Origin of the sequence: Olivibacter sp. CPCC 100613 (assembly GCF_036959255.1) — a bacterium.
Lineage (GTDB): Bacteria > Bacteroidota > Bacteroidia > Sphingobacteriales > Sphingobacteriaceae > Olivibacter.
Genome location: NZ_JAWMTI010000013.1, coordinates 39,443 through 51,668, shown reverse-complemented (window position 1 = coordinate 51,668; position 12,226 = coordinate 39,443). Strand labels below are relative to the sequence as shown.

Annotated in this window: 9 protein-coding genes; all 9 read left to right on the top strand. The window is 42.6% G+C overall.

Annotated elements, in window-relative coordinates:
• Positions 1 to 2: 2 nt before the first annotated feature.
• Positions 3 to 1,790 (top strand): ribulokinase, encoded by a 1,788-nt coding sequence (locus RYH73_RS25255; protein ID WP_335316210.1) that lies wholly within the window; start codon positions 3 to 5, stop codon positions 1,788 to 1,790.
• Between the two features lie 31 nt (positions 1,791 to 1,821).
• Positions 1,822 to 4,452 (top strand): GH116 family glycosyl hydrolase, encoded by a 2,631-nt coding sequence (locus RYH73_RS25250; protein WP_335316209.1) that lies wholly within the window; start codon positions 1,822 to 1,824, stop codon positions 4,450 to 4,452.
• Positions 4,453 to 4,462: 10 nt separating this feature from the next.
• Positions 4,463 to 5,536, top strand: a complete 1,074-nt coding sequence (locus RYH73_RS25245; RefSeq protein WP_335316208.1) for a GTP-binding protein — start codon at positions 4,463 to 4,465, stop codon at positions 5,534 to 5,536.
• Between the two features lie 79 nt (positions 5,537 to 5,615).
• Positions 5,616 to 5,960, top strand: coding sequence for an FKBP-type peptidyl-prolyl cis-trans isomerase (locus tag RYH73_RS25240; RefSeq protein WP_335316207.1), 345 nt, complete (start codon positions 5,616 to 5,618; stop codon positions 5,958 to 5,960).
• 16 nt (positions 5,961 to 5,976) lie between these two features.
• Positions 5,977 to 7,695, top strand: a complete 1,719-nt coding sequence (locus RYH73_RS25235; protein ID WP_335316206.1) for a DUF4091 domain-containing protein — start codon at positions 5,977 to 5,979, stop codon at positions 7,693 to 7,695.
• A gap of 8 nt (positions 7,696 to 7,703) precedes the next feature.
• Positions 7,704 to 8,792, top strand: a complete 1,089-nt coding sequence (locus tag RYH73_RS25230; protein WP_335316205.1) for a hypothetical protein — start codon at positions 7,704 to 7,706, stop codon at positions 8,790 to 8,792.
• 125 nt (positions 8,793 to 8,917) lie between these two features.
• On the top strand, positions 8,918 to 9,940 hold the full coding sequence (locus tag RYH73_RS25225; RefSeq protein WP_335316204.1) for a LacI family DNA-binding transcriptional regulator: 1,023 nt from the start codon (positions 8,918 to 8,920) through the stop codon (positions 9,938 to 9,940).
• A 215-nt stretch (positions 9,941 to 10,155) separates the two neighbouring features.
• A complete protein-coding gene (locus RYH73_RS25220) occupies positions 10,156 to 10,383 on the top strand; it encodes a hypothetical protein (protein WP_335316203.1) in 228 nt (75 codons plus the stop codon).
• 75 nt (positions 10,384 to 10,458) lie between these two features.
• Positions 10,459 to 11,955, top strand: coding sequence for an alpha-L-fucosidase (locus tag RYH73_RS25215; RefSeq protein ID WP_335316202.1), 1,497 nt, complete (start codon positions 10,459 to 10,461; stop codon positions 11,953 to 11,955).
• The last annotated feature ends 271 nt before the right edge of the window (positions 11,956 to 12,226 follow it).

Below are 12,226 nucleotides of genomic sequence, written 5' to 3'. Positions count from 1 at the left end.
CAATGATAAAAAACAATTTGTTGGCATCTTCCTGCCTGATACTTACCTGCCTGCCGGTAGCAGGTGTCTGGTCACTCACAAAAAATAACCAATGGCCTATAGCCTACTGCTTATGGCATAAAGCTAAAAAAATGAATCCCAATTATTGCATAGGCGTAGATTTTGGCACGGATTCCGTGCGCGCGCTCATTGTTGATGCGCATTCCGGGGAAGAGATAGCTGCCGCTGTACACCCGTATCCACGTTGGCGAGACGGTTTGTATTGCAATCCTATTCGTAATCAATTTCGTCAACATCCCAAAGATTATATAGAAGGCTTAGAACAAACTATTAAGGCTTGTCTGAAACAGGCAGGCAGCGTGGTGCGTGCTAATATTCGGGCCATTTCGGTAGACACAACAGGGTCGACACCTGTTGCGGTGGACGCTTCCGGTACGCCGCTAGCCCTTTTGCCGGACTTTGCTGATAATCCCAATGCCATGTTTGTTCTTTGGAAGGATCATACCGCGGTAGAGGAGGCTGCTGCTATAAATGCTTTGGCAAAAAAATTTAATATCGATTATTTGAAGTATGTGGGTGGAATATATTCCTCTGAATGGTTTTGGGCTAAACTATTGCATCTGCTAAAAGCCGATGAAAAAGTATATACAGCTTGTTACACTTGGGTTGAGCACTGTGATTGGATTCCTTTTTTATTAACGGGCGGTCAACGGGCTGATCAAATAAAAAGGGGGATCTGCACGGCGGGGCATAAAGGACTTTGGTCGGATACTTTTGGAGGTTTGCCCCCCGATGATTTTTTTGATGCACTCGATCCTCGTTTAATGAAAGTGGTGAAAACTTATCCTAAGAGCGTTTACACTGCTGATCAGTCAGCCGGAAATTTAAGCGAAGCATGGGCTGATCGTCTTGGTTTATCTTCGCGGGTTTTGGTTGGAATAGGTGCTATGGATGCACATATGGGAGCGGTTGGTGGGCAGATAGAACCCTACTTCTTAAGTAAAGTGATGGGAACGTCGACCTGTGATATGCTGATTGTGCCACCTGATGAATTAGGTCATCAGGTTGTCAAGGGTATATGTGGACAGGTGGACGGCTCAATTATCCCTGGAATGATCGGTTTAGAGGCGGGGCAGTCTGCTTTTGGAGATGTATATGCCTGGTTTAAACAATTGCTTTTGTGGCCTTTGCAACTTGTATCACCAAGCGTCTTGGACTCCACGTTAGGGGAGCAGGTATTTAGTTCGTTGCAAGACCGGTTGCTGGATGAACTTAATAGACATGCAGCTGGCCTAAGCTTTGATGAATCGAGCGAATTAGCGATTGATTGGTTAAACGGGCGGAGAACGCCAGATGCAAATCAGCAGCTTAAAGGTTTGATCAGTGGTTTGAATTTAGGAAGCAATGCGCCGGGTATATATCGCTCGTTGGTGGAATCAACCTGTTTCGGTGCCCGTAAAATTGTAGAGCGGTTTCAGGATGAGAGGATCCCGGTAAAAGGCTTAATTGGTGTTGGGGGAATAGCCCAAAAATCACCCTTCATTATGCAAATGCTGGCTGACATCCTAAAAATGCCTCTTAAAGTGCACCGGTCAGAGCAAACTTGCGCACTTGGAGCAGCCATGTTCGCAGCAACTGTCGCAGGCATTTACCCTGCAGTCGAAAAGGCAATGGAAGCAATGGGACCCGGTTTTGATCGTACATATTATCCGAACACATCCTATGCTGAATTATACGAAAAGCGTTATCAGCGATATAATCAGTTGGGCGCTTGTATAGAAAAGGCTTAACAGGCCAATTTTAAACCTAAAAATAAAAATTATGCAACAGAAGAAAGATCGGCGAAGCTTTATCCGTAATCTGGCATTGGGGGGTGCTGCAGTAGGAGCTGCACCTGCTGTTCTTTTTGCATCAGGCAACGCAAAGGAACCGAAAGAACAGCCTGTACAAACCAATTCCGAGGCGGAGCCTGCAGTACGCGAATTTAATGGTCCGTATACGGGAGATCACCTCCACCAGATCGCTTTTCCAATTGGCGGAATAGGTGCAGGCATGTTCTGCTTAGAAGGGTCCGGTGCAATTTCACATGTATCAATTCGGCACAAACCGGAGCTTTTTCATGAGCCTACAGTTTTTGGCGCTATTGCTATTAAAGGTAATGCAAGTAGTGCAAAGGTGTTGGAAGGGCCGGTACCCGATTGGAAGCTCTTCGGCTATAAAGATTATGGTGGCGGCAGCGGTGGAACAACTTATGGTTTACCTCATTTTGAAAAGGCTGAATTTGCAGCGCGTTTTCCTTTTGCTGAGGTGCAGCTACGAGACGATAAGTTTCCGCTACAGGTACAACTGGAGGCTTGGAGCCCTTTTATTCCCTCTGATGCCGACAATTCCAGTTTACCGGTAGGTGCATTAACATATCGTTTCATCAATACTTCCCAAGAAAGCATAGACGCTGTTTTTTCTTTCAATAGCAGAAATTTTGTAGTCCAACCCGAAGGGAAGGGATCTATAAAGAAAATGCAACATGGTTTTGTTCTATCGCAGACGAAAATGGAAGGTAAAAATAATTTAGCTTCTGACTTTGCTATTTTTGCAGATACGGAGAACGAAGTGGTTGTTGATTACTGCTGGTTCCGAGGTGGGTGGTTTGATCCACTGACCATGGTATGGAATACCATTAAGGATGCAAAAGTGAAAGCGGTAGATCCGATTGATCAGGACGCCCCCGGCGCCTCGCTTTTCATCCCTTTTCAAGTCGCAGCGAAAGAGGAGAAGGTTATTCGCATATTGATGGCTTGGTATGTGCCTGAATCGAATGAGAAGGCAGGGCAAGCCATGCCTGACGATAAAGCGGGTAAAGAGGCGTGTTGTACTACACCGGCGGCTTTAGGTATGGCCGACGCAGGCCCTCTACCGGCAAACTACAAGCCCTGGTACAGTGAAAAGTTCAAAAATATCGGCGAGCTGGTCGACTATTGGAAGAAGAATTATCCGACGTTGTATAAAAATACATCCCTTTTCCGAGAGACATTTTATGCCTCTACTTTACCGCCGGAAGTACTGGAGGCAGTGGCTGCTAACTTAAGTATTTTGAAAACACCTACCGTAAGAAGACAGCATGACGGTCGCCTGTGGGCATATGAAGGGATTTTTCCACATAATGGTTGCTGTGACGGTTCATGCACGCACGTCTGGAACTATGCGCAAGCATTGCCTCACCTCTTTCCTTCATTAGAGCGAAGTTTGCGGCTCACTGAATTTTGTGAAAATCAAAATGCCGAAGGGCATCAGGGCTTTCGTGCCAATTTACCTATCAGCCCACTAAAACATGACTTCCATGCTGCTGCTGATGGTCAATTAGGGGGAATTATGAAAGTTTATCGGGATTGGCGAATTGCAGGAGACGATGAGTGGATGAAAAAACTCTATCCTATGGTGCAAAAGAGCCTTGATTATTGTATTCAAACCTGGGACCCCAAAGAGAAAGGAATATTGGAAGAACCACATCATAATACCTATGATATCGAATTCTGGGGACCCAACGGGATGTGTACCAGCTTTTATTTGGGAGCGCTAAAAGCATTCATCGAAATGGGGCGCTACCAAAAAAAGAGAATGAAGCGTTATGAAGCTTTGTATGATCGTGGAAAAACCTATATGGAAGATCAGTTGTACAATGGCGAATATTTTATTCAAAAAATACAATGGACAGGCTTGAAAGCACCAGATCCAACTAAAGCACAATCCTTTCATACACAGTATACACCAGAAGCAATTGAACTATTAAAAAAAGAAGGCCCCAAATACCAATATGGTACCGGTTGCCTTTCTGATGGTGTCATCGGCGCTTGGATGGCGACGATGTGCGGATTGGAAAATCCCTTGGATCAAGATAAAGTTAACAGCCACTTAAGAGCAGTCCACCGGTATAATCTGAAAGACGATTTAACGGATCATATCAATCCGCAAAGACCAACCTATGCAATGGGACACGAAGGTGGTCTATTGCTTTGCACCTGGCCAAAGGGAGGTATGCTTTCGTTACCCTTTGTTTATAGCAATGAAGTGTGGACGGGGATTGAATATCAAGTTGCATCACATCTAATGCAAATCGGCGAGGTTAATAGCGGTCTCGAAATCATTAGAGCTTGCCGAAAGCGGTATGACGGTCGTATAAGAAATCCATTTAATGAGTATGAATGTGGCAGTTGGTATGCAAGAGCAATGGCAAGTTATGCTTGTTTGCAGGCGATGACCGGTGTGCGTTATGATGCGGTTGATCAGGTGCTTCACATTGACTCCAAAATCGGTGATTTCTCTTCCTTTTTAGCTACGGACGGTGGTTTTGGTTTGGTAAGTTTAAAGAATGGCAAACCAGCGCTTGATGTGGTTTATGGTGCTATACCGACAAAAGAAATTTTGCTTTCGGGCAAGAAATTAAAATTCGGATAAATAAAAAGGTATGTATTTAAATCTCTTAAGCGGTTTTTTAGGGAGTGGCAAAACGACAGCGATTAATCATGCTTGTAAATTGTTACAGAAGCAAGGACTTCGGGTGGGCGTTATTACCAACGATCAGGGAACAGAATTAGTCGATACCCAATTTATGGTTGGAGAAGGTATTGATACAAAGGAAGTGACGGGGAGCTGCTTTTGCTGCAACTTCGAATCTTTTAGTCGTAATATGAACCAGCTGCTGGAACAACATCAGGTAGACCTGATTTTTGCGGAGTCAGTGGGTTCCTGCACGGATTTGGTTTCAACTATTCTAAATCCATTACACCGATATTACGGAGAAATTCGTCCAAGTTTGTCCGTTTTTGCCGATGCAAAACTCTTGCCCATTGCCTTAGGGCATTCCCGAATTTTTAAAGACAGTGTGAATTATATTTATAAACGGCAGTTGGAGGAAGCCGATTTGTTAATCATCAATAAAATCGATTTATTGGGATCGACTGAACTGGAGGTGTTGCAATCGTTGATTCAAAAAGAGTTTCCGGACAAACAGGTAATCTATCAGAATTCCTTACGACACGAATCCATTTTGAATTGGTTGCATCAGGCACAAAACTATGAGCATTACAAAGAAAGAAAATCAATTTTCGTTGATTATGATACTTATGGAGCCGGAGAAGCGGCACTGACTTGGCTTGACTATAGCTTGGAATTATTTTCTTCAGATGGACGCGTTGGTCTGGCCGCTGCATTATTGATCAGAATGATGAACCGAATGATTCGAGAACGCCATTTACCTATTGGACACCTGAAATTTTTAATAGAAGATCAGGGGCAGCGGCAGAAATTGAGTTTTACCACGATGGAGACTGAGGAACCGGCCCTTCAATTTCCTAGATCCATTGATAAGCTTCGGATGCTTATAAATGCCCGTGTTGAATGTCGCCCAAAATCATTAAAAAACATTATAGATAAAGCCATAAAACGCGTTACGAAGCAGTGCAATGTGAAAATAGATAGGCTGAAGACAGCCGTATTTATCCCGGGGTATCCAAATCCCACACATCGAATTATTACATAAAGAATAGCGCGATGGTAATTAAGACATATTTCGCTGAAATGAGGTGTAGTCTTCACAAACGAGTATAGGATCATCGATAATGGACGAACTGAAAATAGAAAAAAATAGGGTAGTGAGTTTGCGCTATCGAATGGTCAACAGCCGCGGAGAAGTTATTGAGGATTTGATGAATGGCCCGGCAATTAGCTATCGCTACGGCGATGGAAAAATTATTCCTCAGCTGGAAAATGAACTGGTCGGCTTAAAACAAGGCGATCAAAAGAAGATCAAACTCCAAAAGGATGTTGTAGAAGGGCTCGATGATAATTTTGAGTTAGAGATTGTCATCGACGCAGTTCGGTCGGCAAGCGAAGAGGAGATTGCCACGGGCTTAAATCAAACAGTTGCCGCATTATGTGACGAGTACTGTTCCTGTTATCGATAATTTAACCGAAGAAGCTATGAAAATTTATCAAATGATCATTTGGGGAAATAAGATGGGCAGCCTTCTCTTCTTCTTTTTCTTGATGAGTTCAATAAGTAGTGCGGGCGGAAAAGAGCTGGATACAAGTAAAAATAAAATGCATATTTGGTTGGAAAGTTCGCTTCAGCGCATATTTCCATCATCTGTTCCCCGACAGCAAGATACTTTACATTTGACCGTTGCCCGCGGAAGTCGCGTGTCTTTTCAGGTTGGTTTTAATAGTAATATGAAAGATCAGACGACGATTTCGTGCACCATGCAGGATCATACAATTAGCCCGCTCATTCGCTATGTCGGATTGGTGCCTTTACGAGACTTTAACACCGATGTAAGAAAAGAAGAGCTTGATGGTGTTGGGTTTTTACCGGGATTATTACCCGATCCCTTATACCCACTCGACAGTGTAAAAGTGAACCCCTTTGCTAGTCGTTCTTTTTGGATAACAATAAGTGTTCCGTCCGATATGCAACCGGGAAAAAACATATATCCCGTCGAAGTAAAATGGAAAGAGGGTAAAGAGACCAAGTCTAAAATAGTAAACTTAGTATTGCAGGTAAGCAAATTGGTCGTTAAGCCACGGCAGAATTTTCATGTAACCCATTGGTGGAGAGGTGAGGCTACTTCCTTATATTATAAAACGGAATTGTATAGCGAGCGATGGTGGCAACTGACGCGTGCTCAGATGAAAAATCTTTTGGAACATGGTAACGATGTTGCTTTTATTCAGAATTTTTTTGAGTTACGAGAAGTCTTTAAGCAACCCTGCCAGATGTTGATTGTCAATGAAGTTAGTCCAGGGAGATATCAGTTTGATTGGTCAATTATCAAACGATTTATCGCAATGTGTAAGGAGCTGGGCTACAAAAAATTTGAATGGGGACATTTATGGTTGTATTGGGGCGTGGAGGATGCGCTACACATCTATACTAAACGGAACAACCAATACGAATTATTGTGGGCAAAAGATTTAAAAGCGATGTCCCCTGTTTATATAAACTTCTTAGAACAGTATCTGCCGGAGCTTCATACTTTTTTAGCGAATGAAGGAATATTGCAAGACTCTTATTTTCATCTTTCAGACGAGCCCTGGTCTGAACACATTGAAAACTATAAAAAAGCGCGCGATGTACTACACCGAATTGCCCCGTGGATGAAGGTGATGGACGCCTTAAGTGATATACGTTATGGGCGGGAAGGCTTAACGGATATTCCAATACCAATTATCAGTTCGGCGGGTGATTACATAAAGGAAAAGATTCCTCACTGGGTTTATTTTTGTACGGGACCGCGCGATAAGTGGTTAAATCGATTGTATGATACACCGCTTGTTAAAATCAGAATGTCAGGTTGGCTTTTTTATCGTTTTCGGGCGCTAGGTTTTCTACATTGGGGTTATAATTACTGGTACAAGCTGGACAAAGAAGAGGCGTTGGATCCTTATCAGGAAGCTTCGGGTTATGCCTATCCCGGGATAGCTGCAGGGGACCCCTTTATTGTATATCCCGGGCCCGACGGTCCCTATGATTCTATCCGTTGGGAAGTTTTTGCGGAATCCTTACAGGACTATGCGATTTTACAAAGTGCAGGTATAAATCCCGAAGACGAATTATTGAAACAACTCGAATCTTATGAGGATTTTCCAAAAGACGAGGATTGGTTAAAAGAGACGTTGTCGCAAATATTAACTAAATTTTAAGTGGTTTGATGAGTAATAAACAGGTATTCCTTTTAAAACTGTTAATCCTCCTTTGCTTACAGGGAGCATGGCATATGTTACAAGCGCAGACCAACTGGATTAGGCCCGAGGATGCGCAGGATAGAGCAATGTGGGGTATCCATGAAGGAATTGTTTTCAGTTTATGGCCTTATGGCTTGGAAGATACGAATAAGGTGTACGGTGGTGGACCTAGAGGTTTAATTCGTGTAGGTGTTGAGCGGGGCGGGCGAATTTATCTGCTTAACTTTTTGGCTATTGAACCACTTGTTGATGGAAAAATTGAATTTAGCGAAATATCACCTTCATCCGTTGACAATCGATGGGGAAAGTTGATGTGGGCGAGCGATCAACCTGAACCCACCGCATTCTACCCTACCGCTAATTGTCGTGGTGTGATTAGTCACCCCGATACCGCCCGTCCCGAGCTAGAAGAGCTGGCTGTTTATGTATTTTTGGAGAAATATCATTCAGGCGCACATCCCTATTTAAAACTTTCAATCCGCAGTGATCGTCCCGATGAATTAGGGGTTCAATTATTCAACCGTGAAGATGGTAAAAACATGAATTATTGCAATATCACTGCAACGATGGGAAACTATGCCCGTCTACGGCTTTTACATTTAAAGACAGGTATCATCGACTCTCGAAAGCTATATCGGGGATATAAAGGAATTGATTTTATTGAAAAAGAAAATTATCCGGCGAGCGAGATGTTGCGTAGCCGGGACGGAAGCTATTTTGCATTTGCAAGCGGTGATGAATCGCTGAAACAATTAATGGTCTGGCCTATTGATTCCTTGGCAAAGGTTAAGTCAGGTTGGAGGTATCGCCCGAAATTGAAGTTTACACAATACTGGCGTAGCGAGCAAGGCAGTGGAAGCGACCGTTTGATGGTTCGAGTGAATGGAAGGTACCGCTATTGGAGTGGGGGAAGTCGTGATTCTTCCCATTACATGAAGATCCCGGGAGGTGCGGCATTTGAAAACTTTGAATTACGCCAACCCTATAAGTCAGGGCAAAAGATATTTTTCGGCATATCGGAACGCACGCCACAAGAAATTCTAAATAGGTTTTGAATTCTCCCTAGTGAAAAAGAATAATTAATGGATAAGTTGAGATTTAATCGTTTAAACAGTAAATTCGAATCAAATTTTTTCCGAGCAGCATGTTGCTATGCTAAATCATTATTCGTGTAAATTATATGAACAAAAAAGTTTCATTAAAGGACATTGCCAAGGCCGTTGGCGTTTCTACAGCCTTAGTTTCCTATGTGCTTAACAACAAGGAAAAAGAAGCGAGGGTGGGAAAAGAAATTGCCGAAGTGATTCGTAAAAAAGCGGCGGAAATGAATTACCAGCCAAATCAACTAGCGAAAAGCTTGAAGAGTGGGAAGTCCTTTACTATCGGGTTGATTCTAGCGGATATCTCCAATCCATTTTTTGCAAATATCGCCCGTACAATAGAAGACGAAGCGAAGAAGTACAATTACACGGTAATATTCGGTAGTTCGGATGAAAATGCCGAGAAATCCCAAGATTTGATTGACGTATTGATTAAACGACAAGTTGATGGATTCATTATCGCACCGACGGAACGAGCAGAAGCACAGATAGAAAATTTAAAAAAGGCTCATATTCCTTTTGTGCTGATTGACCGATATTTTCCCAAAATTCAAACCAATTATGTGATTACCGATAATTTTGGAGCAGCCTACCAAGCAACACAACATTTAATTGAGACAGGTTTTGGAGCTATCGGTATGATCGCTTATAAAAATGGGCTCATTCATATGAAAGAGCGGGTGAGAGGGTATAAACAGGCATTGAAGGATGCTGCTCATGGCAAGTCATCATTAAAAGAAGTGACCTATGAGATGGCTAGTGAAGAGATACAGGATAAGATTGATGAATTGATTAATGGAAAACAAAAAATCGATGCTTTGTTTTTTGCAACGAACACACTGTCTATTCATGGTCTAAAATACTTGAACAGTAAAAGGCTGAAAGTACCGGACGACGTTGCGATTGTTTGTTTCGATGAATGTGATGCCTTTGATTTTTTTTATTGCCCCTTAACCTATGTAAAGCAACCTTTAATACAGGTTGGACAGCGGGCCGTAAACATTCTAATTGATAAGATCAACCATCCGGAAAAAGCCGAAGAACAAGTATCCCTTGCCTCCGATTTTGTGATTAAAAGATCAAGCATCAAACCAACCAATTAAAGCTTTAGCTCGCTTAGCCGTCTGGTACACATAGTCGGCACTGATTTTATATCCTTTTAATAGGTCCCAAACTAAAATGGCAGACATTTCCCTTTTTGGTCGCTACTTTTTACTGCTTTGTCTATTCGTTCTCCGGGCAATAACGATCCTTCTTATTTTTGAGTTATTAAACCTGATTGGTTAAAAACAAGCTCAAACAAAAAAGGAGGAATTATATGAAGGCGCACATAGAACGAAAAATTGTCCGTTGGATTCATATTATATTGAGTATTCCGATATTGGGTTATATTTATGGACCGGTGGCAAGCTTGAAATACCCTGCCTTGGCCGTTAAGTTTGTGTTCTTACCCATCATCGTCCTCTCGGGGTTTTGGCTCTGGAAGGGCCACCTATTCAAAAAATGGTTGCGAACAAGCATACAGCGGAAGCGGGTGCTAAAATAGCTCAATACTATGCTAATATTGTTTGATTGAATCTGCTTTGGGATATGTATTTATGCATAAACCAAAAATTATATTATGAGAACCCTTTTATTAAATCTATTACTTGTAGGATCTCTTGGAAGTTCTGTTGCCTTTGGACAAACCGGTAGCGAAACACCATCATGGGCAAAGGAGAGCCAGGAGCATAAAGAGCAGCGCATGGCGTGGTGGAGGCATGACCGTTTTGGAATGTTTATCCATTGGGGTTTATACGCCGTTCCGGCACGACATGAATGGGTGCAACAAATAGAGCAACGGAGCACGGAAGAGTACAAAGAAAAATATTTCAATATATTCGATCCCGATTTATACAACCCAAAGGAGTGGGCTGCCTATGCAAAGGAGGCTGGGATGAAATACATTGTACTCACCGCAAGACACCATGAAGGCTTTAGCCTGTGGGATACAAAGGTAAGTGACTATAAAGCACCTAACACGCCTGCTAAAAGGGATCTTTTGAAACCTTTTGTGGAGGCCTGTCGAGAAGCAGGTTTGAAGGTTGGGTTCTATTACTCCTTGATTGACTGGCATCACCCGGATTTCAAAATTGACGGTACCCACGCGCTGCGAAACAATAAAGAGGCGAGAGCGAGTAATAATAAGCGCGATATGAACAAGTATCGGCAGTTTATGAAGGATCAGATAACGGAGTTGCTTACCGATTATGGAAAGATCGACCTGCTATTCTATGATTTTTCTTATCCGGGCCCGGATGGTAAAGGACATGATGATTGGGATAGTGAAGGTATTTTAAAACTGACCCGTAAATTACAACCTGATATCATCGTGAATGATCGTTTGGATCTAAACGATACGGAATGGGGCTGGGATTACAAAACACCCGAACAGTTTATGCCAAGCAAATGGCCCGAAGTAAATGGCAAACAGGTGCCATGGGAAACCTGCCAGACCTTCTCCGGTTCATGGGGCTATCACCGCGATGAAAATACGTGGAAAAGCACCAATCAACTTATTGCGATGCTCATTGAAGTGGTAAGCAAAGGTGGAAATCTGTTATTGAATGTCGGACCAACAGCAAGAGGTTATTTTGACGATCGAGCGACTGATCGATTGGCGGGTATGGGTAAATGGATGAAATATAATAGCCGATCCATCTATGGATGTACCGCTGCTCCCGAATCGTTTAAGAAACCGGACAATTGTTTCCTCACCTATAATCCAGATACAAAACGCCTATATGTACATCTTTTACAATGGCCATTTAAAACCTTGTATCTGCCTGGTTATAAAGGCAAAGTGAAATATGCCCAATTTCTTCATGATGGTTCGGAAATCAATTATACCTCACGTTCGTCCGCTGCGGCAGGAGCCCACACCACAGCTANTTATAAAGGCAAAGTGAAATATGCCCAATTTCTTCATGATGGTTCGGAAATCAATTATACCTCACGTTCGTCCGCTGCGGCAGGAGCCCACACCACAGCTACCGCAGGGGAAGATGATTTGATTGTCGACCTACCGGTTGTGAAGCCGAATGTGGAAATCCCCGTTATTGAACTTATTCTTGAATAAAAAAAAGCGACCGAGAGGTCGCTTTTTTCTTTATTAGACCGGCTCTCCACTAAAACCTAGTCCTTTCCCCTTTCCTCAAGTCAAACTTTTTCTATAAGACAAATTGGCGAACTATTGATACAAATAGTGTATCGTAAGAGTTGCTAAATCGTTTTCTTTGGATTCTGAGTTACCCTTATACAAATAAGCGTAATCCAGACACTAGCCGTGCTAAACCGTTTTAAATTATTAATGCCAAACTGAACAAATTAACGTGCCAATAAACTTAAAC

Bases quoted from the DNA above. Each gene is read 5' to 3' on its own strand.
- RYH73_RS25255 (WP_335316210.1), top strand. From the start codon at position 3: ATGATAAAAAACAATTTGTTGGCATCTTCCTGCCTGATACTTACCTGC.
- RYH73_RS25250 (WP_335316209.1), top strand. From the start codon at position 1,822: ATGCAACAGAAGAAAGATCGGCGAAGCTTTATCCGTAATCTGGCATTG.
- RYH73_RS25245 (WP_335316208.1), top strand. From the start codon at position 4,463: ATGTATTTAAATCTCTTAAGCGGTTTTTTAGGGAGTGGCAAAACGACA.
- RYH73_RS25240 (WP_335316207.1), top strand. From the start codon at position 5,616: ATGGACGAACTGAAAATAGAAAAAAATAGGGTAGTGAGTTTGCGCTAT.
- RYH73_RS25235 (WP_335316206.1), top strand. From the start codon at position 5,977: ATGAAAATTTATCAAATGATCATTTGGGGAAATAAGATGGGCAGCCTT.
- RYH73_RS25230 (WP_335316205.1), top strand. From the start codon at position 7,704: ATGAGTAATAAACAGGTATTCCTTTTAAAACTGTTAATCCTCCTTTGC.
- RYH73_RS25225 (WP_335316204.1), top strand. From the start codon at position 8,918: ATGAACAAAAAAGTTTCATTAAAGGACATTGCCAAGGCCGTTGGCGTT.
- RYH73_RS25220 (WP_335316203.1), top strand. From the start codon at position 10,156: ATGAAGGCGCACATAGAACGAAAAATTGTCCGTTGGATTCATATTATA.